We start from the raw sequence: 22,353 nt of genomic DNA, 5'->3' as shown, positions 1-22,353 counted from the left end.
AGTGAGTTAAGGCCTCCCTAAGCTTGGTAGTCGCTAACTGACCTAGCAAGCAGTTAAAGACAACGCTTAGCCTAGGTTTTTTAGGCAGCGCACAACTTCGATTTGGTAGGCTTTGCCGCGCGCATTAACTAAGTCGAGGATGTTCAAGGATGTGGGTACATAGCCAAAGCCGATTCGGTGTTGCGGGTGCCATTGAAAGATAGATCCGCCTAGCCCCATCCAGCCATAAAAGCCTTCGCGGCCTTGGTTTAAGCCGTTGTCGAATGCGCTACCTTCTTGGCCTTGTTGTGCAAACTCTGCCAGGCCGCCCTGTGTAAAAGCGACATTCATTCCCAGCATATTGCGGCCGATAGCTGCAGCGTGCAGCGCTGCATGGGCCGAGTCGCCCATAAGTTGCTGTCCCTTGAGACTGCCACCATTGGCCATGACTGCTGCCAGTTTTGCTAAGCCGCGTGCCGAGCCCTTAGAACCTGCCGACGGTGTTTCGCCGTTTGATACCAGCGGTGAATTAATAGTGTGTAGATTATTCATGCCAGTAATGGCTTCCGGTGCACCCCGGGCGGTGGAGTTTCTCAGGCTTGAAAATAGGTGGAAAATTTTAGTAATAATTTGCAGTAGATTAAGTTCCATTTTACGGCCGAAAATCCGTGGGATAAGACCTTGTAAGAACTGATATTTGAAGCTGAGTACTTTTACATTGCTAACGCGCTGCAGTTCGGTTTCTTGCAGGCCTATATAGACATCTGCATTAAAGGGGGTACTGATCTCCTGTCGCAGAAATTCGCCCATTGTGCGGCCGCTAGGTTCCAGCCGCCGGAATACCTCATTGGCGACCCAGCCACGTGTTAGCGCGTGGTATTCACGCTGATTATTACTACCTTCTCGAAATTTAGGCCTTTGGCGCTCGATGATGGCGCCGATGGCATTCTGCTTGATGGCGCTAGTCTGCAGCTCAGTCGGTTTGATGGTTTGATCAAACACGGGCAGACCTGCTTCATGGCGCATCAAATCTGCAACCGTAAGATCGCCCTTGCCGTAGGCACTGAATTCGGGCCAGTAGTCGCTTATACGCTTATTCAGATCTAGCAATCCGCGATCAATCAACATGCCGAGCAGAATAGGCTCTAGGCTTTTTCCGCTGCTCCAGATATTGATGAGTGAATCTGCAGAGAATGTTGCATCGTCTATGGCTGATGCCCACAGGTCAACCACACACTCCTCGCCGACATAGATACACAGCTGTGTGTTGCGCTCAGTTAGGGTGTTCATATTGTGTTGGTATAGCTTCTTGACCGACTCATAGCCCGGTGCAACAGTGCCGTTAATTTTTATATTCATTGCTGATATCGCTTAAGGAGGTGAGGGTGATACTAACATTTCACTCAGGCAAATAAACCACCGCTTTGGCTTGTGAATTAATAGTGATTGAGCCTCTTACTTTGGCCCGCGCTGCAAACGCGCAGTGATAAGCATTACCGCATCCCAAAAGCGGGGGATGAACCGTGGGCGACAACTGTAACGGCAGTTTTGGTGGCTCCTAACATCGCTACTGCGGAGTGGGGTTTACTTGCTGTGCGGACCCACAGTCGCTGGTAATTAAGTGTGTAATATCGTCTTTGATTTCATCGAGTTCAGCTAGTAAATGCTCGCGCTGACGCTTGCTCAATGAGCGGTCTAGGGCTTGTAGAAGTCCCCGCGCAGATTGCTGGCTGGCCACAAGCCGACCGCGCTCGTCGTTAGTCAACAGTAATTCCGGACGTAAAAACAGCTCGGTTAAATCGGCCTTAAAATTATCGTAGGGCCGTTTTGAAAATATCTCCTGCAGCCGATCTCGCCAGTGTAAGCGCCGATTAAAGATCAAACCGTAAATGTTATCGCTGCTGCGCGCCCACTCTAGGGCTAGCTGTTGCTGCCCATCGTCGATGCTGCCAGCCCAGCGTTTCATGGCGTCGCGGACACGCTCCACGCGCAGTTTTTCGAGCTCTGTGGCATTCAGTGCAACATACTCTTTTTGGAACTGCTTATTCCTGCTATCGAGTTCCTCTATAAATTGCGCTAGCTGTTCGTCGCTCAGGCTTTCAAGTATTCCCGACGCGTCGATTAATGCCCGTGAAAGTGAGGCGATCCAAGCCTCGCTTGCACGGTCAGCAAAGCCCAGTAAGGAGGCGTCGTTTATACGCAGCTCGTCTTTAGAAAGTGCGGTAGATAAATTTCGCAAATACTCGCCGTAGCGAGGTAGCTCTGCACTACAATGCCAGTCAAGCCAATCGTCTAGGGCCGCATCGAATAGAGTTTGTTGCTCGCGATCAAAGGAAACATAGTCATCTACTGCCCAATTGATAAACCAGTCAGCGCGCTTGTAGACAAAGCTAGCACTACTGCAAGCTGTCAGTAGTAGCAGAATAAGGGGGAGAAGTATCAGTGTGCGCATGGCAGTGATGTCGCTTAAAAAAGTTTATGGTAGCTGTATGTAAGGCGCATCGCGAGCAACCGTTGCTGATGGCTTCCATTTTTCTGTATAGCGATTCTGTTCTCAACGTAAGAGAAGAGTGCGGGAGGGCGAGCGAGTGCGAACCGGAATGTTCGCATCCTATCAGCTATTACTGCCTTGCTCGCTAACGAGGGTATAGCTTTACTGGCATTTCTTTAAAGCCATTTGCCATATTGGAGCGAATCCTCACGGCTTTTCCTGTTAACTCAACCCCTGAAAATAGTTTAAAGAATTCTTCAAAGAATATACGCGTTTCCATACGAGCCAGATTGGCCCCTAGGCATAAATGAATGCCGTGACCAAAGGCCATATGCGGATTGTGTGAGCGATGAATATCGAAGACTTGTGGGTTCTCAAAGACGGTATCATCAAAGTTAGCAGAGCTATAGAGCATGACTACTTTGTCATTTTCTTTGATCTGCTGCCCACCAATTTCAGTATCGCAGGTGGCAGTGCGACGGAAGTAATGCAGGGGACAGGTCCAGCGCAGCATTTCTTCGATGGCGCTCTTCATTAACTCAGGCTTGTCTAGGTGCTTTGCTTCCAATTCGCGATAAAGCTCAGGACGCTGTATTAGTTCGTACATGCCGCCGGAGATTAAGGCGCGGGTTGTTTCATTGCCGGCTACGGTAATCTGCACAAAGAGTGAGGCAAACTCCATTTCGGAAACCTGATGGCCATCGACTTCCACATTCACTAATAGGGAGATCAGATCATCGCCACCCTTATCTTTGCGTTCGGCAGCTAACAGATAACCGTATGTTCCCATTTCTATTGAGGCCGCTTGCACCTCTTCTGGGGTGCCGCCAATATCTGGGTCACTGGCAGACGTCTGCATATCTGACCACTCCCGCAACTGGTGCCACATATCTTGCGGTACGCCCATCATCGACCCAATAACCGACGTCGGTAGTTCTCCCGCCACATCGTAGACAAAGTTACATTCGGGCTTTTTAAGTGCTGCCAGTAAAATAGTGCGAGTGATGTCACGCACTTTAGGCTCTAACTCGGCCAACATTTTTGAGGTGAAACGAGTGATCACCGAGCGCCGAAGAGGTCCGTGCTTTGGTGGGTCCATACCTAGTAGCTGGCCTTTAACCTGCTCTAAAATCTCTGGGGGCAGATCATCTACCAACACGAAGCCACGCTCTGCGGAGAAGGTCTTATTATCACGGGACACCTTCATCACATCTTGATGCCGGCTTATTACCCAGTAGCCACCGCCATCGGGATGCGAGTGCCAGTAAACCGGCGCCTTATCACGCAGCGTTTTAAAGTCTGCTAATGGCACGGCGTCGACATAATTGTCGGGGTCGTAAATATCCAGGTTTTCTAGGGTTTTGGCATTCATAATAGTGTTTCAACTAGGCTGTGGATAAAGGGTGCGAGTATTTTAAAGAATGCTCTCGGCCGAAATGTCGTGGCCCTGTTCTTTACCCAAACGGATATACTCTGCCAGTTGAGTATGGCCATCGGAAATGCCCCAAATGGTGCCGTCTTCGGTGTAGTTCACTAGGCTGCCTTCAATGGTGAAGAAGACAACAGTCGGCTCGCCTGCGTCATCAGCTACTTTTAGCGTATGGGCGGTGTTGGCAGGTTCCATGATGATTGAGCCCGCGGTGGCGGTGAAATCACTTTCCAAATAACCCCATTTGCCCTGCAGGGTATAGGCTTTTACGACACCGCTATGACGATGGGTTGGCAGCTGCGTGCCGGGCGCAAAACGGTTCATAATAATCCAGCTGCCAGTGACATCGCAGACCTGTAATATTTTGGCTTCAATACCCCAGCCCTGATCAACCCAGGGAAAGTCATTGTGATTAAGATGGCCAGATTCCAGAGGGGTTTCAGGCAGAGTAGTGATGTTGACGGGCTCAGGTAATTCCATGGGGCTGCTCTCTATTTGGTTTGCTGCTGTTATCTTTATAGGTGGCAGAGTATTTCATTGCGCAGCTTTGTAATCAATTCTTAGGGATTACCATTTAGTAAGCTAGCCCCACTGCGCGCCACGATAAATAAGTCTGTTCTGCTGGCGACAAGAGGGCGCACGCCTGTTTGGGCAGATATTGACCATTTTGGACCTTAGTATCGGTAAAGAATTATTAGGCTGAGCAGCCATTATCGGAGTGATCTCCTTAGGTGATGAGAGCTGTAATGATCAGTGTGAGGCCATGCTGGCAAGAATGTGCAGAATATTGATATTTTAAGGCACGGCAGTGATCAAGCTAAAACTGATAAACTAGCTTCAGCCTTAGACAAATAATAAAGAGAGCATTACAAAAAGTGGATAGCGTTTACAATAATCGAGATATCATCGCGCGTTTACGCGAGCAAATTCCATCCTTCGAATGTGTGCCGGGTTGTCACGATTGTTGCGGTCCGGTAACGACCTCTTCGGAAGAAATGTCGCGTCTACCGGAGAAAACTGACGCCGAACATGATGCCGCTCTAAATGACTTTAGCTGTGTACATTTGGGTCCAAAAGGTTGCACAGTCTACGGGGAGCGTCCTTTAATTTGCAGATTGTTTGGTACCACCCCGCGCATGCCCTGCCCAAATGATCGTCGCCCAGAGACCATGATTGATTCTAAAATTGAGCGTCAGGTTCATCACTACATAGCGAATACCCGGCAAGTGTTGGTGTAAATTATTTCTAAGATGTTTGAACTTAAAAGAGTGAGCAGTCGCCATAAGAAACTGCTAGCACTCAGTTAACCCTCAGTGCTAGCTTAGGAATGTCACTTCACCCAAATCTGTTTGCTATTCACAAACTCCCGAATGCCATGTGGCCCGAGTTCGCGGCCATAGCCAGATCCTTTTATACCGCCGCTGGGTAAACGTGAGTCAGTTTTGACGATGCCGTTGATAGCGACTTGGCCAGCTTCCAGGCGATTGGCAATATTGATGGCTAGCTCCGCATTGCTAGTCCATACGGCGGCACCTAAACCATAGGGTGTTTCGTTGGCGAGCTGTACTGCCTCTTCCACATCGGTCGCGCGTATCACTACCATAATGGGACCGAAGGTTTCTTCTTTAAACGCGCACATATCTTCGGTGACATCAATGAGTAGGGTCGGTGGATAAAAGAAACCGGGGCCATCGCTTAGCTCACCGCCCAATAGGCATTTGGCACCGGCGTTAATAGTTTCTGTGACCTGGCGATGCAGGTTTTGCCGCAGATCGTCGCGGGCGATAGGGCCAACATCGGTGTCTGGCATTAGCGGGTCACCGGATTTGAATTTGGCCATGCGACTTTGGAGTTTTTCAACAAAGACATCGTATACCGAGTCTTCAACAATAATACGTTTCGCGGCAATACAGGATTGCCCGGCATTGATCATTCGGGACAGGGTGGCGATATCGGCTGCGGCTTCTAAGTTTGCATCTGCAAGTACAATACAGGGGTCAGAACCGCCTAACTCCAATACCGTGGGTTTGATTTCTGAGCCAGCTACAGCGGCAACTTTACTGCCCGCGTTGCCGGACCCAGTGAAGGATACCGCTGCGATGCGCGGGTCGCGGATGGCGGTTTCTATGGTGTCGTTATCTATGGGTAGATTGACCACAATATTTTCTGGCGCGCCGGCGTCGGCAAATACTTTAGCGATCGCGATGGCGCAGGCCGGCACATTGGGATCATGCTTCATTACGCAGGTATTACCGGCCATTAATGCAGGTGCCAAGTAGCGGAAGGCCAACCACAGTGGCGCATTCCAAGGCAGGATGCCAAGTAAGGTACCCAGTGGCGGGTGGCAAACGTAGCTAATGCTGGCGTCTGAGGGCAAGGTTTGCGGGGCTAAATACTCGGCGGCGTGTTCTGCATAATACTCGGCGCAGCCAGCAGCTTTTTCTACCTCAGCGAGACCTTCTTTGAAGGGCTTACCCATTTCAAGGGCCATTAATTCTGCCAGCCTGTCTTTTTGCTTACGTAGCTCGGCGGCGACGGCTGTCAGTGTTTGCCCTCGCTCTTGGTAGCTTAGTGCTTGCCATTGGTCTGCCGCGCGGAAGGCGTCGCCAATCCGCTCGTGAAGTTGGGCGTTATTGAGGGTGGGGTACTCGGCAATTATTTTACCGGTACACGGGTTTTTCGCTATCAGCATAGCTACCTCGTTATGATCTTGATTCAGGCCTTCATTGCCATGAATAAATGTGTGGTTTACTCACCGTTTTCTACTTTTGCGCTGTCGGCATTTTTAATGCTGTCAGCTTCTTCCTTTTTGTTTTTTCGTGCCTCGTCAATCTTTAGCATTGTCTGTTCTGCTGGTTCTGGCTTTACGGTGAAGTCTCTGTCCATAGTAAAAAAGGATTCACAACCGGTGTCGGTGATATAAATGGAATCCGATATCCCACAAGTCTTATCGCCGTCTACACCCCACATCCACGGAATAATATGGAATGTCATGCCAGGCTGTAGCACTGCAGATTCGCCTTGTTTAAGACTGACGATATAGCCTTCGTCCCAGCTGGGCGGAAAGGCGATGCCAATAGAGTAACCTGAGCGGGTGATAAGTCGTGCGCCACAGTCGTTATCAGTAATAATATTGCGCACTATATTATCAGCGTCAGAGACGGTCATTCCCGGCTGGAATTTTTCATGAACAGCGTGCAGGGCGTGATTCATTTTCTCTTGCGCGTGATGCATAGAATCGCTGAGTTCCCCGAGCACCACAGTGCGCATCATGGCGGTGTGGTAGCGACGATAGCAGCCGCCAACCTCTAAGAATACGTGTTCGCCGGGTAACACAGTGCGACCTTCCCAGGTGGCGTGACCGATCATGGAGCGTGGACCTGAGGTCACATAAGGCATAACCGCAGGGGGTTCTCCACCGGCACGGAACATAGCCGCGCTGATGGCAGCACCTATTTCGTTTTCAGTGACACCCGGCAGGCAGGCATCTATTCCTGCCTGCATACCCGCTTCGGTGGCGAAGGCCGCTTTTCGCATGATGTCAATTTCTGTCGGCGATTTACAAATACGCCCCTGTTCAACAATACCAAAACAGTCGAGTAATTTTGCTTCGGTGAGTGTGGTGTGTACGCGGTCCTGTTGGTAGGCAGGGAAGAAGTAGCTGTTACGCTCATAGCCAATACGCTTTTTGGCCAAACCAAACTCTCGTAACGCATCAACCAGCATTTGAATAGCATCGCCCGTATCTGGGTAGGGGCGGGTGCGCTCCACCCACGTGCGAGCAATAATATTCGACTCTTCCAGGGCCCTTGTAATCATGAAGGGTTCATCTTCCAGCGGCACAACTAAGGCTTGGAAGAATGAATAGCCGGTGGTTTGGTAGTCAGTTAGATACATGATGTTTTCTGGATCAGAAATCACCACCGCATCTAATCTTCGGTCGGCAATACGCTGCCTCAATGCAGATAAGCGACGCTCGTATTCTTCAAAGGGGAAGGTCATGTCGTCGCGCGGAATCATTAGATGGCCTCCATTACTTTGGTGGTATGACTTACCAGAATGTCTAAGCCTTCTTGAAGGTCTTCATCGGGAATGGTTAATGGCGGAATTAATTTAATAACTCTACCACCGGTGCCGCAGCTAGCAATAAGTAGACCGGCTGCAAAGCAGCTATCTACAATCGCTTTGGCTTGCTCGCCGCTGCCAACATCTAAGCCAAGAATCATGCCCTTGCCGCGTACCGCAATCGCGCTAAATTTCTTTTCTAGTGACGCCAGGGCTTTTGCCATGACCTCAGCTTTTTTGGCCACCCCGGTCATAAGCTCATTGTCTTCGAAATAGCTTAATGCTTCACTGCCGGCGACAAAAGACAGCGATTGGCCACGGAAGGTTCCGGTGTGTTCGCCGGGCGACCAATAGTTATCAATTGCGGGTTTAACAAGATTTAGCGCCATAGGTATGCCCATGCCGCCAACGCCTTTGGCGAGACAAATAATGTCGGGGTCGAGATCCATATTATCGAAACTAAAGTAGCTGCCGGTGCGGCCACAGCCTACTTGAATGTCATCAACAATAAGCAGAGCGCATACGTCTTCAGCGAGTTTGGCCAAGGCGAGTAGCCACTCTTTGCTAGCGACATTTACACCACCTTCGGCTTGTATGGTTTCTACTAAAAATGCGGCGGGAGGAGTAATACCGCTAGACGAATCAGCGTAGTGTGCCGCCAGTTGCTCGAGAGATTGTAGACATCCAAATTTATGATGTGAGACATGATTAAGTGGTATGCCCGCGGCACCACGGAAATACGAATTAGCGGTGCAGGCTAGGGAGCCTAAAGTCATGCCGTGAAATCCATGGGTAAAGGCAGCTATCTCTTGCCTCTTGGTGGCACGCCGCGCAAGTTTAAGGGCAGCTTCTACCGCATTGGTTCCCGTCGGGCCCATAAATTGCATTTTATGTGGCATATTACGTGGTTCAAGAATTGTCTTTACAAAGCGCTCCATAAAGTCGCGCTTTGCGGTGGTATGCATATCTAAGCTATGGGTAACACCATCCGATTCTAGATAGTCGATCATGGCCTTTTTCATGCGTGGGTTGTTATGTCCGAAATTTAAAACTCCCGCGCCGGCAAAAAAATCGATGTACTGTTTGCCATTCTCATCGGTTTGACGGGCATTGGTGGCTTTGTCGAAGACCACTGGCCAAACGCGGCAATAGGCGCGGATTTCTGATTCACGTTGTTCAAAAATACTCATGCGAACTCCTTCGTATAAATAAAGTTCGTCGACGTGTCGACGGTAACTATTTTGAAATGGTTTGTGTTGCAGGTTTTTTGGGCGTCGTCACACCACATAGGCGAGAAAATAGATTACTCACCAAGGGAATTAGTTTGTCGTTAAAATCATAGTGCGGGCTATGACAGGGCACTTGATGGTGCTCGTCGCCATCATTTGCTCCGATAAGAGCAAACGCGCCGGGAATTTCCCGCAGATAATAACTAAAATCTTCAGACGCCATAATAGGTGTCCGAATGTTGAGGTCGATAGCGTCGACGCCATAGCTTTCTTGCCATAGTTGCCGAACGTATTGTGCTTGAGTGGGATGATTAATAGTTGCGTAGTAGCGAGGCATAATTTCCACATTGCATTCGACGCCATAGCTGCGCGCGGTTTGCTGGCTTACCTCGGTGATGAGTGCATTAATTTGATCGCGTGTGTACTGATCTGGCACCCTTATACTGCCGCTCAATACTGCTTGTTGCGGAATAATAGTGGGGCCGCTATCAGCCATAAATGATGTTACGCTGATCACCGCGGCCTGTTGTGGCGCTAAGCGGCGACTCACAATTTGTTGTAGAGCAAGGGTAATGGCGCTGGCGGCAAGCACCGGGTCGCGGCAGAGTTCAGGTTGACTGGCATGTCCTCCTTTGCCGGTAACGGTCACAGTAAATATACCGTTGCCACACATAACAATATCGTCAGGACAGACCAGCTTCCCGAAGGGTATGGCTGGCCAGTTGTGCCAGCCGTATATTTCGTCGATACCGTCTAATGCGCCTTCATTTATCATTTCGCGCGCGCCGTGGCCGCCTTCTTCAGCTGGTTGGAATAACAGTGTGACCGGCCGGGTCAGGCTTCGTTCATGGTGTTTTAGCCACTGCGCAGTGGCTAATAACGTGGCGGTATGTCCGTCGTGGCCGCAGGCGTGCATGCAGCCAGAGCGGGTGGATGACCACGCCTTACCGGTTTGTTCAATAATAGGAAGGGCGTCTATGTCACCCCTGAGAGCGATATGTTTAGCGCCGGCTTGAGGTATCGCTGCGGCTAAGGTGGCTATGGTGCCTGTTCCCGCGCATTTTCTCCATGGTATGGCTAGTTGATCGAGGGTATTGCGCACGGTTTCAGCAGTGCGGACCTCGTGCCAGCCAGGCTCGGGGTGGGCGTGTAAGTCGCGGCGTAGAGTCTGCGCGGCGGCCATTGTATCTAGCCAGAAATCAGTCATTACAGATTTACTGTGGCACAGCTTTTGTGTTGGGGCAAACTTACTTTTGACTATTTTTATTAAATTTATAGGGCGGTCAGTTTTGGTGCGCCTCTTAATTTGCTGGTGCACTAACGACTAAGGCTAGTGGGATTTAAATTTATCGATAAAATTTCGTTTTTAAAAAACAGGGCTATTAGCCCTAATGGTCGAGTTTTTAGCGAGACTGCTATGGAAACCTGATTTTTAGTAGGCACAATCCCTGCATGCATTGTTACTGAACTGTACACAGCTAAACTATTTAAATCATTGTGTAGGTTGGCTGTGTAGTATGTTGATGTTATGAATTTTTTATAACAGCACCCGGAGTCTGGTGGGAGCTAGACTCTGCGATTAAACGCAGGTATTACTAATGCTTTTAGCAACAGATTTAGACGGTACATTTCTCGCTGGAGATAACGAGCAACGCCTTAAGCTTTATCAGCTGATCGCAGCGCACCCCGAAATCAAGCTGGCCTTTGTAACCGGTCGTGGACTTGAGTCTGTATTACCGCTGCTTTCCGATCCGACTATTCCAGATCCCGATTATATTATTTGCGATGTAGGTTGCACCGTTGTTGACGGTCATACGCAACAAGCGATTCAACCACTGCAGGGCAATATTGATAAACGTTGGCCCGGCGAGCATGTGGTTGAGCAAGCAGTCGCCCATATCCCCAATTTACAACGTCAGGATGTTCCACAAGAGCGGCGCTTTTCCTTTTTTTGTGGGGCGGATGCCCTTACTAGTGAGCTTAAAGACGTGGTCCGTGAATTGGATTGCGAGCTCCTTTACTCGGCAGGTTTGTATCTAGATATTTTGCCTAAAGGTGTCAATAAGGGCTCGACCTTGCGAGGCTTGGTAGAGCTGCTTGGCATTGGCGACGAAAACGTATTAGTTGCTGGAGATACCTTAAATGATCTTTCAATGTACGAGCACGGTTTTATTGGTGTTTGTGTAGGTGAGTCCGAGGTTGGGTTATTAAAAGAGACTGAAAATCGGGCGCGGGTATATCACGCTGAGCTCCCAGGGTGCGGTGGTATTCTGCAAGCCTTCGAGTATTTTGGTTTTTTGGGCGCGGCGGGCATGGAGGCAGAGCAGCGCGAGGTAGCGGTACCGGGAAAGTCTGATCTAGTGATTGTATACCATCGACTTCCCTATGAAGAATTTCGTGAAAATGGTGTGACCATTCGTCGCAAGCCCACCTCACCAAACGGTATTATTCCTACCTTGATGAGCTTTTTTGCGGATGGGCGTGCGGGGTCGTGGGTGGCGTGGTCAATTCACGAACCTGAGGACGGCAAGTTCGAAACCCATACCGAGGTCGATACCGCGCAGTATCCTAATCTGGTGGCGTCGCGGGTTGCTTTGAGTAAAAGTGATGTCGATATTTTTTACAAGAAATTTTCCAAAGAGGCATTCTGGCCAACATTACATACTTTTTGGGAGCGAGCGACCTTCCGCGAAGATCATTGGCAGGTGTTTCTTGATGTGAATCGACGTTTCGCTGAGGCGGCGGCGGCCGAGGCCGCTGAAGGTGCCACGGTTTGGATACATGACTACAATTTATGGATGGTACCGGCCTATTTGCGCGAGTTGCGTCCGGATGTTGTTATTGCCTTTTTCCATCACACCTACTTCCCCTCTGCAGATGTTTTCAATGTTATCCCCTGGCGCCGAGATATTATTGGCAGCTTATTGCAATGTGATTATATTGGCTTCCATATTCCACGTCAGTCTGAGAACTTTGTCGACGTGGCACGGGGTGTAACGCCCTTAGAAGTGACGGCGAAAATGAATTGTGCGCCACGATTTTTTACCTATGGCTGCGCGGTAGGCCTAGATGAAATGACGACCGAGATAAAGGTTAATGATCGCCTTATCCGGTTGGGGGCACACCCGGTCGGATTGGACTTGAAACGGGTGAAAAACGCGCTCAACGACGAGAAGATTCAGCGGCGTATGGATGAGCTTAGACATGAGCTGCATGGCACCCGTATGATTTTATCAGTGGGTAGATTGGATTATACCAAGGGTATATTAGAACAGCTTGAGGCCTATGAACGATTGTTGGATGAGTACCCGGATTTGCACAACAAAGTAACTTTGATGATGGTATGTGTGCCGGCTGCTAGCGAAATGGTTATCTATCGCGATTTACAAGCCCAGATTGAACAGGCGGTGGGGCGTATTAATGGCCGATTTGCAAAAGTCGGCTGGACGCCGCTGCAGTTTTTCTTCCGCAGTTTACCCTTTGCCGAATTAGTCGCTTATTACAGCATGGCGGATGTGATGTGGATTACACCGCTGTGCGACGGACTTAACTTGGTAGCCAAAGAATATATTGCCACCCAGGGTATGACCGATGGCTCCGGCGTATTGGTATTGTCTGAATTTGCCGGTGCTGCTGCAGAATTGCGCGGCCCGATCTTGGCTAATCCCCATGACCGCAACGAGATGGTTAAAACCTGCTATTTAGCGCTAACTTTAGAGCGCGAAGAGGCGCGCAGTCGTATGTGCGAAGCCTACGATGTGGTTCAGCACTATGATATTAAGGTGTGGGGCGACGAGTTTATGAGCGCCGTTGATGCCTGCCGAAGTATTGAGAGTGCGTTACCGTCAAGCGACCTATCATCTAAAGTGGCTTAACTAACTATGGCCGCTTAAGGCGTTTTATCATCTAGCTTGGTCGCTGAAATTTGGCGGCTAATGTGCGCTATTGGGAGTAATTTGTTGGGCGGCAATAATACGTTCTAAATACGCGATCATCGCTGCGGCGCATTCGCGCCGATAGGCTGGTGTGATTTCGCCATGAAGAAAATATGACAGCCGCAAGCACGCGGTACCCAGTTCGACAACGAGTGCTTTGGCGTCAGGATTTTCATCCGCCAAGGTCACACCTATGGCGCGCATTAAGGTGTCCACGTGGCGGCCAATATGGGAAATGGTCAGGTGCAAAGCCTGGTGACTTTCATGACTTGCCACACTGCCAAGTATAAGTATTCCGGCACCTTTGTGGTGGTTGTAATAGTTGGTGACAATGTCCGCGACTTCACTGATAACCTGCTGCCAAGGTTTGCCTTCAATGGCATAGCTTAGTTTTTCAACTTCCTCTTCTAGCGTGATCAAGTGTCGCCTTGTGAGTTCATTGAGAATCGCATAGGGGCTGGGGAAAAAATGGTAAATACTGGTTCGCGTACAATTTAGTGACGACGCTAGTTCTGGAATCGAGAAACTACTCAAGCCACCTTGAATTAGCTGCGCCTCGGCGGCTTCAAGGATGCGCTCAAAACGCTGACGACCGCGCGCTTGTTGCGGGGGTCTGGCGGCGGATGGGGCAGAAGTGATAGCAGTAGTTTCAGTCATGGCGGCATCATATCACTTGACACAAATATCATACAAATGTACAAATAATGAAATCATACAAGTGTATGATATTGCTCCCAGCATAAATATAACAATAAAAAGTAAGATGAGGCAGCGTTCAAATGCAGAAAATTCTATTGGTTTTGGCGGCATATTCCCTGTTGCTGCTGACGGCATGTGGCGGTTCATCGAGTAACCCTTCACCGCAAGTACTTAATCCCGGTGGTGACGACACTAGCGTTGATACTGGCTCGGATACTGATGCGGAGTCGTCGTCACTGCTAGTGAGTCGGCGCGGCGGCCATTATTGGCATGATTACTGTGCCGATAAACCTGATAACACAGCTGTGCCTGCCGATCCCCGTGAAATGGTGGTACCGGGTGTTAACGAAAATAAGGCCGTGTTGATGAATGCATGGTGGCAAACTTGCCAAGAAGATAATCAGCCGGCCAATTGTGGTGAGCTTCGTCAGCGTGCAGAACATGGTCTGGCCTTGGTTGCCGCCGAGGGACGACTCGGCGCCGCCAGTTTCTTTTCTGGTGACGCTAGTGAGTCAGGATTTTCGTTTCCCGCTGATGGCTATGGAGAGATGTGGAAATCGATTTGGGGTCTCAGTGAACGCCCGCTTCAGTACGATGAATTAGTTGCCCAGCGCTGGGGTATGCCGCTGTCTGTTGGTCGCAATCCCTACCCGTTGACGGGTGAAGATCCAAATCTAAGTGATGGAGGCAGCGGTCAGCTGCCAATGGGAGTGACTCAGCTGCGCGAGACCAACGGAAGCTGGACCGGACAGCTCAATGTCACCTGTAGTATTTGTCATGGCGGGGCGGTGGGAACGGCCGATGAGGCTGAGGGGCTGGGGGCAATGTACGGCAATAATAGTCTCAGCGATATTACCGTGATGTTTTCTGAATTGGCGCGTTTGGCACCGCAGCAGGCGGCGCTGGCGATCATCTCTCAGAATAAAGTGCGCGGGACAGGCAATATCACTAACTTTCAACTTTTCGGCACGCTGACGCTTGCTGATTACGATACCATTCCTTCTTATCTTACTATTCAGGCTGAGCCTTCTACCGGCACCGAAGATCCGCCGGTGTGGTGGAATGTGGGAAGTCGCAGCGCAAAATTCTATGATGGAGGTCAGGTCGTCGATGCCAAACGTATTGAGCTGTCGTTTCACTTTCCTGATGCCTTTAATGATATTGAAGGTGCCAAGCAATGGGTGCTGGATAATCAGCAAGATAGCGATGCCTGGATTAGCTCGCTTAAGTCACCGCCGTGGCCAGATTCGGTTTTAGACAGTGTAGATACATCCCAAGCGGAAGCTGGCGCGGTGCTATTTCATGCTAAAAATTTATGGGCGCCGGATTTGAATAATCCCACACCGCGTCCGGAAGGCGGCAATGGGTCGTGTGCAAGCTGCCATGGTGCTTACTCGCCGCGCTATGTGAATGATCCGACGTACTTAGATTCGCCATTGTTAGATGGTGTGGCGGCGTATATCACACCTATTAACATTATTGATACGGATCCAGCCCGCCTGAATGGTAATTCTCCGAGGGTGGCAGAGTATTCAAAAAACAATTGGTTTGCCTATTCGGAGGGGCTATATAACGACGACGGCGTATCGCTATGCGGTAACTGGGCTGATGAGTCCCTGCGGGGTGATCGCGAACTGGGCTATTTAGCGCCGCCGCTTTATGGGGTATGGGCTACGGCGCCTTATTTTCATAATGGCTCGGTGCCGAATATCGACGGTGTCCTAAATCCGGCAGTGCGGCCCACCATTTGGCGTCGCCTTTCAAATGACGCACCGGCGGACTTAGCGGGGCAGGTGGTAATGGGTTTTGATTACAGTCTTAAAACTGGGTACGACGCTGAAAAAATAGGGTGGCGTTATGACGAGCTGGAATGCGGTGCGGGTTTGGCATTGCCATTAATTGGTGTCGCTACCCCGGGTGTGGATTGCAACCCACTCGATCCTAGTGGCCCAGTTTTACAAGATGCCTTGTCGGTGCTTTGGGGTAACGGAGGTCTGGCATGGAACTTATTGAATGTGCCGATTGTGAGTGATCAGCAGATTGAAGAGCGAAAAATCTATAACACTAAACTTTACAGTCAAGGTAACGGTGGTCATGAATTTACCAGTGTGCTGAATGACGTCGAGCGACGTGCTATTAAGGAATATCTTAAAACCTTGTAAATAAAATTTAAAAAACCTCAGTGTTAACTGGGATTTAGTATTCAAGCAATTGGTTATTAAAGGAAATGATTATGGGCAGTATCAGTGACTCAATACTTAGCGATGCGATGTCTTACACGCGGCCTGCGGACATTAGCGCTAAATTGGCGGAATTGCGTGAGCATCGGCCGATCTGCTTGATAGAGCCTGAGGATATTCGTCCGTATTGGGCGATAACCCGTTACGAAGATATTCGTTATATCGAATCGAATCCCGAGCTATTTAGCGCAGAGCCCAGAGCGGTCTTGATTTTAGAGGCATTAGAAAAATTAAATCAAGAGCGCTTCGGTGAAATCATGGGCGTGAAAACCTTGGTTCACATGGATGGTGAGCGTCATTTAGCGCTGCGTAAAATTACCCGTGATTGGTTTATGCCGGCGAATATTTCCAAGATGCGCGGTCATGTTGCCGAGCTCGCAGAAAGCTTTATCGAGCGAATGAAAGGCATGGATGGCGAGTGTGACTTTGCCACTGACATCGCTTTTTGGTATCCCTTGCGGGTTGTGCTGCAGCTGATTGGTATTCCAGAAAGTGATGAGGCCCATATATTAGATTTGACTCAGCGCCTATTTGCTCCTGAAGGTTTTGCCAGCGCCGAAAAAGATTCCATGACCGTGTTTATTGACTGCGTGCAGGCAATGGCGGAGTATTTTACGGTGCTGACAGATGATCGCCGCGCCGCGCCAAGAGATGATATTGCCAGCGTGCTAGCCAATGCAAAAATCGACGGTGAACTGATTGATCCGTTTACCCTGACCTCGTACTTTGTGTTGCTAGCCACGGCGGGTCACGATACCACCAGCGCAACGATCGCCGGCGGCTTGCAGGCCCTTATTCAAAACCCGGCGCAGCGCAAAGCTTTACTTGATGATCCTAGTCTTTATCCAGCCGCTGCCGATGAGAGTGTTCGCTGGGTGACACCGGTGAAGCACTTTGCGCGAACTGTGCTTGCAGATACCGAGCTGCGTGGTGTGAGTCTTAAAAAAGGTGATACCGTTGCCATGTTTTTTGAGGCGGCTAATCGGGATGGTGACGCCATCTCGCAGCCAGAAGTTTTTGATGTGTCGCGCAAGGCAAGTAAGCATCTGGCATTCGGCCAAGGCCGTCATAACTGTTTGGGTATGCATTTGGCAAGAATGGAAGTGGAGACATTTTTGCGTTTGCTACTGCCGCAGCTGGAAAGCATTGAATTGAATGGCGAGCCTGCCTATATTCCAAGTCATTTTGTAAGTGGCTTAAGCTCATTGCCTATTAAATATAAATTTAAAGCCTAGATTGGCTTAATTATTAAATAGCTGTTTTTTAAGGTCGGGAATAGCATCTATAAATGAATTTTTTATTGCTGTGATTCCCGCTTTATTATGTCGATAATCAAGGCCGCCACTATTCTTTGAAGTACGCCTTTGTTGTTCTAATTATCCCCGCCTATGAAAATTTACTGTGTGCTAGCTAAGTTGTTGGCTATCGCGCTAAGCATAATCAAGTAGGACTCTTTCTCCGGATATTGTGATCTGATCCTGAAAACACCGACATTCTGCTCGTAGAATGCCCCTGTTAGTTTGCATGCTTGCTGGACAATAGTTATGGTTAGGCATCCCTGATAGAACGGAGCCGTCGTATGGCCTTGCGCAATGCTGTACAGTTAATTTGTTATCCCAATCGTCTTGGTAATAACCTTAAAGATTTACACACCGTCATTGAGAGGCATTTTTCAGAAGCAATAGGTGGCGTGCATATACTGCCTTTTTTTCCCTCCAACGCTGATGCGGGATTTTCGCCGCTGACCCACAAAGAAGTCGATCCGGCATACGGTGATTGGGACGATATCGAGCGCATTTCGGTAAAATATGATCTCTGTTGTGATGTCACCGTCAATCATATTTCTGACGAGTCTGAGGAGTTTAAGGACTTCGTTGCCAAGGGCTACGATTCTGAATATGCCGATCTCTTTGTGCATGTTGATAAGTTTGGTGATATCAGTTCTGACGACCTAGCGAAAATTCATATCCGTAAAGAGAAGGAGCCGTTTCGGCGGGTGGACTTTGCCGACGGCAGCACCGGCCGAGTTTGGTGTACCTTTACTGAGCATCAGATTGATTTAAATTATGAATCTGAGCAGACCTTTCAGTTGATGGAAAATTATATCGGCTTTCTCGCCCAGCGCGGGGTGAAGTTATTCCGCTTGGATGCCTTTGGATATACTACCAAGCGTATTGGCACCAGTTGTTTTTTGGTTGAGCCGGATGTCTACCGCAACCTCGACTGGATTAATAGTGTTGCCCAATTGCACGGCGCTGAGGTCTTGCCAGAGGTGCATGATCACAGCAGTTATCAGTACGCCATCAGTCGCCGCAATATGCATCCCTATGGTTTTGCCTTGCCTCCGCTATTGCTGTTTTCTCTACTCGATGCCAATAGCGTTTATCTAAAGAACTGGCTGCGAATGTGTCCGCGCAATATGGTCACGGTACTTGATACCCACGACGGCATTTGTATTCCGGATGTGGAAGGGGTGTTGCCGGAAGACAAGATCCGCGCTCTGATCGACAATATTTCCAGTCGCAGTGCCGATCCCATACTGCGGCGTTCAGCGGCTAATATTCACAGTGTCGGCGCCATCTACCAGCTAACGTGTACCTTTTACGATGCCTTGATGCGCAACGATGATGCCTACTTGGCAGCGCGTGCGATTCAGTTTTTCTCGCCAGGTATTCCGCAGGTTTACTACGTTGGCCTGTTGGCGGGTTGCAATGACAATGAACTAATGGAGGTTACGGGTGAGCTCCGGGATATTAACCGTCATTTTTATACTATGGACGAAGTGGCCGAAGCGGTTGAGCAGCCGGTGGTGCAGCGATTGCTCGCTCTGATGCGCTTTAGAAGTAATTATCCCGCATTTGATGGTCATTTCGAGCTGGGCTATTCCAATGACTCGAGTGTGTCAATGGCGTGGCGGCATGGCGATTATTACTGTCATCTCTTCGTTGACCTGAATTTTAATACTTCTAGTATTACTTATCTGGATGAGGAGTCCTTGGCGGAATGTCGCTTGCTGTGCTGATACTTATTTCTGGATTTCTGTGTAAACCCTATTTTTATAAGAGTATTACACAGGAATTTGCTTGTGATAAAGGGTAGACAAGCACCGAAATGTCTATATACTCACTCCCAGCTAGAAAGTTCGACCTATATTTATGTACACCATTTCGAAGTCCTGTCTGTAGTTTTCGTCCTGTACTTCATAAGTAATAGAATCACTTCCAGCCTAATCGGTCTGATTTCAGATCAAAATTACCTTTGAATATATCAGGAAAAAAATTATGTCTACTACTACTGGCACAGTAAAATGGTTCAACGAATCTAAAGGCTTTGGTTTCATCGAGCAAGAATCTGGCCCAGACGTTTTCGCTCACTTCAGCGCAATCTCTGGTTCAGGCTTCAAAACTTTGGTTGAAGGCCAGCGCGTACAGTTCACTGTTACTCAGGGACAAAAAGGTCCTCAAGCAGAGAACATCGTAGCACTGTAATTTGCTATGGGCTGAGCCTTAGGGTTTCAGCCAGCTTCAAACCCTTGTGGATTGAATGCTAAAGGGGCAGGACCTATGGGTCTTGCCCTTTTTTCTTTTCAGAAACACTGTTTTTATTTGCGTACATTGCGCCACCGCCGCGTGTTCATTCTGGCGGTATTACAGGAAAAACACCGTGAGCCAGCTAGAATTTTCTACCCTTCCGTTAAATCCCGCGTTATTAGATAACTTGAATTCATTGGGCTATACCGAAATGACCCCGATTCAAGCCAAGGCCTTGCCGCACACCTTGCATGGCAAAGACGTGATTGCGCAGGGAAAGACCGGCTCCGGGAAAACCGCTGTATTCGGTTTGACGCAGCTGCAAAAGCTCGATGTTAAACGCTTTTATGTACAGTCATTGGTCTTGTGCCCGACCCGTGAACTGGCCGACCAAGTTGCCAAGGAGTTACGCAAGCTAGCGCGTACCATCCACAATATTAAAGTGCTTACTCTCTGCGGTGGCATGCCCTTTGGTCCGCAAATTGGCTCATTGGAGCACGGCGCCCATATCGTAGTTGGCACGCCAGGAAGAATTGAAGAGCATGTTCGCAAAGGCACTCTTAAGTTAGAAAACGTTAATACTCTGATATTAGACGAAGCTGATCGTATGTTGGAAATGGGTTTCCAAGATTCACTCGATACTATTATTGGCTATATTCCCAAAGAGCGTCAGACTTTACTTTTTAGCGCGACCTATCCCGACGAGATTCAGGATGTGGCGATGCGGATTATGCAGCGTCCCTTACTCGTAAAAGTAGAGTCTACCCATGACAATGACAGTATTGCCCAGCACTTTTTTAAAGTCGCAGATAATACCCAGCGCATTGTTGCCGTTAAATTACTATTACTTCGTTACCGTCCTGATTCAACGGTGATTTTCTGTAATACCCGTCATGAAACTCAGCAGGTATGTGACGATTTGCGCGAAGCCGGATTCAGCGTGTCTGCATTACACGGCGATCTGGATCAAAAAATGCGTGACCAAACCTTGGTGCGCTTCGCCAACAAAAGTGTGTCGGTGCTAGTTGCCACTGATGTGGCAGCACGCGGTTTGGATATAGACGCCTTAGATGCGGTGATTAATTACCATATTGCCCGCGATGCTGAAGTGCATATTCACCGCATTGGTCGTACCGGGCGAGCGGGCGGAAAAGGGATTGCTTGCAGTCTCTATACCGAGCGCGAAAGTGCCAAAATTGCTCGTATTGAAGAGATGCGCGGCAGTAAGGTAGTACCTGAAGCACTACCTAATGTTAATCACCTAGATAAACCCACCTTTAAGCCGCCGATGGCTTGCTTACAGATCGATGGTGGTAAAAAGCAAAAAGTACGCCCCGGTGATATCGTCGGTGCGCTTACCGGCGCAGATGGTATTGAAGGTACCGATGTTGGAAAAATTCACGTCTTTGATAATACCGCCTATGTCGCGGTACGTAATGATGTGGTGGCTGATGCTCTGCGTAAATTAAGCGAAGGGCAGCTCAAGGGTCGTAATTTTAGAGTGCGCCGTATTCGCGGTTAAGCCGGGTATACGGATGATCTAGTGTTAATCAGGAATGAATAAAACGCTGTTTAATATTCACCGGGTATTGGCATTGTTGATCTGTCTGCCACTGGTGCTAATCTGCGCTAGTGGCAGCGTGCTGGTGTTTAAGCATCAGTTAGATTTAGTGTTGATACCTGAGCGCGTTCGTGTTGCCGAAGCAGCCGCGACGCGGTTGCCTTTCGATACGCTGCTGCAGTCATTTAATAATCATTACCCCGATTACGAAGTCACTGGCTGGCGGGTTTTTGCGAAGTCAAACCGATCTGATTTAGTTTATGCAATGGCCCGCGGCGGCAGCGATTGGTCTTCGCTGTTTGTCGATCCCTATACCGCTAAAATATTATCACCACCGCAGCCGCCGCGATATTACTTAAGTGATGCGCTGCGTGAATTCCATTATCAGTTGTTGCTGGGTAAATTGGGTTTGTCTATTGCTGCCTTGGTTGCTGTGTTGATGTGTTTACAGGCAATTACCGGCTTAATTCTGCATCGCAAGTTTTGGAAAGTCCTGTTCACCCTTCGTCTTCAGGCGCGACCGATTATCTATCTGGGCGATATGCACAAACTAGTCGGTGTACTGGCCTCGCCGGTGCTTTTGCTGCTGGGTGTGACGGGTGCTTACTGGAATATCAATCAGCTGATATACAGCGTCGGTCAGCCTCCTGCAGCGCCTTATATCGTGGCTCAGCGGCTGTATAATCCAAGTCTGTCTGTGGATGCCTTGGTGGCAGAAAGTCGTAAACGATATCCTGACTTCGAAGTAAGTTTTATTGCTCTTCCAGCAAAACCTGGCTATGCCATTAATGTACTCGGTGGCCGTAACCAGCAAAACCCCTTATTCAGTGAGTTTTCGGTTTCCTTGAGTTATCACGCTCAAACTGGCGCCCTTGTTACGGCGCGCGACATCCAGGATGCTGATCTTGGTGATCAAATTACCCATAGCTTTCGACAACTGCACTTTGGTGATGTTGCTGGTTTAGGTGGTCGGATAATTTGGACCTTGGCAGGTCTAAGCCCACTGGCACTGGTACTGAGCGGACTGTCGATGTATTACTTGCGTAGACCTGTGCGTAAGAGGGCGGCGCAGCAACGACGTGAAGGTCAACCGAAATAAATGTGATTAGCAGAGTGCGGTGAGATCTTTAATGATTTTTGCGCATCATTATTGCGTTTCTCTCGGCAGTTTTGTGCTGGTTGCTTCCATAAAAAA

General features: G+C 49.1%; 17 protein-coding genes. 8 read left to right on the top strand and 9 right to left on the bottom strand.

Translation table 11 applies throughout. From position 1 onward, the window contains the following. Nucleotides 1–66: 66 nt before the first annotated feature. The 4 genes from ACI955_RS10875 to ACI955_RS10860 all read right to left on the bottom strand — a co-directional run bounded on the left by ACI955_RS10875 (nt 67) and on the right by ACI955_RS10860 (nt 4,379). A complete protein-coding gene (locus tag ACI955_RS10875) occupies nt 67–1,338 on the bottom strand; it encodes a serine hydrolase domain-containing protein (protein WP_415243756.1) in 1,272 nt (423 codons plus the stop codon). A 208-nt stretch (nt 1,339–1,546) separates the two neighbouring features. Then, nucleotides 1,547–2,431, bottom strand: a complete 885-nt coding sequence (locus ACI955_RS10870) for a DUF6279 family lipoprotein (RefSeq protein ID WP_415243755.1) — start codon at nt 2,429–2,431, stop codon at nt 1,547–1,549. Nucleotides 2,432–2,615: 184 nt separating this feature from the next. Next, complete coding sequence (locus tag ACI955_RS10865) at nt 2,616–3,842, bottom strand: cytochrome P450 (protein ID WP_415243754.1); 1,227 nt, start codon at nt 3,840–3,842, stop codon at nt 2,616–2,618. A gap of 42 nt (nt 3,843–3,884) precedes the next feature. Beyond that, the gene (locus ACI955_RS10860; protein ID WP_415243753.1) at nt 3,885–4,379 is read right to left on the bottom strand and encodes a 2,4'-dihydroxyacetophenone dioxygenase family protein; all 495 of its coding nucleotides are present in this window, start codon (nt 4,377–4,379) and stop codon (nt 3,885–3,887) included. Nucleotides 4,380–4,801: 422 nt separating this feature from the next. Here ACI955_RS10860 and ACI955_RS10855 point away from each other — a divergent pair, with 422 nt between their 5' ends. Next, nucleotides 4,802–5,137: a YkgJ family cysteine cluster protein gene (locus ACI955_RS10855; RefSeq protein ID WP_415243805.1), complete on the top strand. Its 336-nt coding sequence runs from the start codon at nt 4,802–4,804 to the stop codon at nt 5,135–5,137. Between the two features lie 92 nt (nt 5,138–5,229). Here ACI955_RS10855 and ACI955_RS10850 read toward each other — a convergent pair whose 3' ends face one another. The 4 genes from ACI955_RS10850 to doeB2 are packed head-to-tail and all read right to left on the bottom strand — an operon-like array spanning nt 5,230 to nt 10,400. Then, entirely contained in the window at nt 5,230–6,591 is a 1,362-nt protein-coding gene (locus tag ACI955_RS10850) for an NAD-dependent succinate-semialdehyde dehydrogenase (RefSeq protein WP_415243752.1), read from the bottom strand. Nucleotides 6,592–6,647: 56 nt separating this feature from the next. Then, complete coding sequence (gene doeA, locus ACI955_RS10845) at nt 6,648–7,919, bottom strand: ectoine hydrolase (protein ID WP_415243751.1); 1,272 nt, start codon at nt 7,917–7,919, stop codon at nt 6,648–6,650. Continuing rightward, a complete protein-coding gene (locus ACI955_RS10840; RefSeq protein WP_415243750.1) occupies nt 7,919–9,154 on the bottom strand; it encodes an aspartate aminotransferase family protein in 1,236 nt (411 codons plus the stop codon). The genes doeA and ACI955_RS10840 overlap by 1 nt, the downstream gene beginning before the upstream one ends. A 46-nt stretch (nt 9,155–9,200) precedes the next feature. Further along, a complete protein-coding gene (gene doeB2, locus ACI955_RS10835) occupies nt 9,201–10,400 on the bottom strand; it encodes a N(2)-acetyl-L-2,4-diaminobutanoate deacetylase DoeB2 (protein ID WP_415243749.1) in 1,200 nt (399 codons plus the stop codon). A 391-nt stretch (nt 10,401–10,791) separates the two neighbouring features. Here doeB2 and ggpS point away from each other — a divergent pair, with 391 nt between their 5' ends. Continuing rightward, nucleotides 10,792–13,068, top strand: coding sequence for a glucosylglycerol-phosphate synthase (gene ggpS, locus ACI955_RS10830; RefSeq protein ID WP_415243748.1), 2,277 nt, complete (start codon nt 10,792–10,794; stop codon nt 13,066–13,068). Nucleotides 13,069–13,125: 57 nt separating this feature from the next. On the opposite strand, the gene ACI955_RS10825 is transcribed toward ggpS, so the two are convergent. Next, nucleotides 13,126–13,785, bottom strand: coding sequence for a TetR/AcrR family transcriptional regulator (locus ACI955_RS10825; protein WP_415243747.1), 660 nt, complete (start codon nt 13,783–13,785; stop codon nt 13,126–13,128). Between the two features lie 122 nt (nt 13,786–13,907). Between ACI955_RS10825 and ACI955_RS10820 the strand changes: the two genes are divergently transcribed. From ACI955_RS10820 to ACI955_RS10795, 6 genes are all read left to right on the top strand, one after another. Next, nucleotides 13,908–15,989 (top strand): hypothetical protein, encoded by a 2,082-nt coding sequence (locus tag ACI955_RS10820; protein ID WP_415243746.1) that lies wholly within the window; start codon nt 13,908–13,910, stop codon nt 15,987–15,989. A 71-nt stretch (nt 15,990–16,060) separates the two neighbouring features. After that, complete coding sequence (locus tag ACI955_RS10815) at nt 16,061–17,302, top strand: cytochrome P450 (protein ID WP_415243745.1); 1,242 nt, start codon at nt 16,061–16,063, stop codon at nt 17,300–17,302. A gap of 344 nt (nt 17,303–17,646) precedes the next feature. Beyond that, a complete protein-coding gene (gtfA, locus tag ACI955_RS10810) occupies nt 17,647–19,089 on the top strand; it encodes a sucrose phosphorylase (RefSeq protein WP_415243744.1) in 1,443 nt (480 codons plus the stop codon). A gap of 259 nt (nt 19,090–19,348) precedes the next feature. Beyond that, complete coding sequence (locus ACI955_RS10805; RefSeq protein WP_008251819.1) at nt 19,349–19,555, top strand: cold-shock protein; 207 nt, start codon at nt 19,349–19,351, stop codon at nt 19,553–19,555. A gap of 175 nt (nt 19,556–19,730) precedes the next feature. Then, on the top strand, nt 19,731–21,119 hold the full coding sequence (gene dbpA, locus ACI955_RS10800) for an ATP-dependent RNA helicase DbpA (protein WP_415243743.1): 1,389 nt from the start codon (nt 19,731–19,733) through the stop codon (nt 21,117–21,119). Nucleotides 21,120–21,153: 34 nt separating this feature from the next. Beyond that, a complete protein-coding gene (locus ACI955_RS10795) occupies nt 21,154–22,257 on the top strand; it encodes a PepSY-associated TM helix domain-containing protein (RefSeq protein WP_415243742.1) in 1,104 nt (367 codons plus the stop codon). Nucleotides 22,258–22,353: the final 96 nt, after the last annotated feature.

Origin of the sequence: Zhongshania sp. (assembly GCF_047636175.1) — a bacterium.
Classification (GTDB): Bacteria; Pseudomonadota; Gammaproteobacteria; order Pseudomonadales; family Spongiibacteraceae; genus Spongiibacter.
The sequence above is the reverse complement of the archived record's forward strand: the minus strand, read 5'-3'. Positions and strand labels throughout refer to the sequence as shown.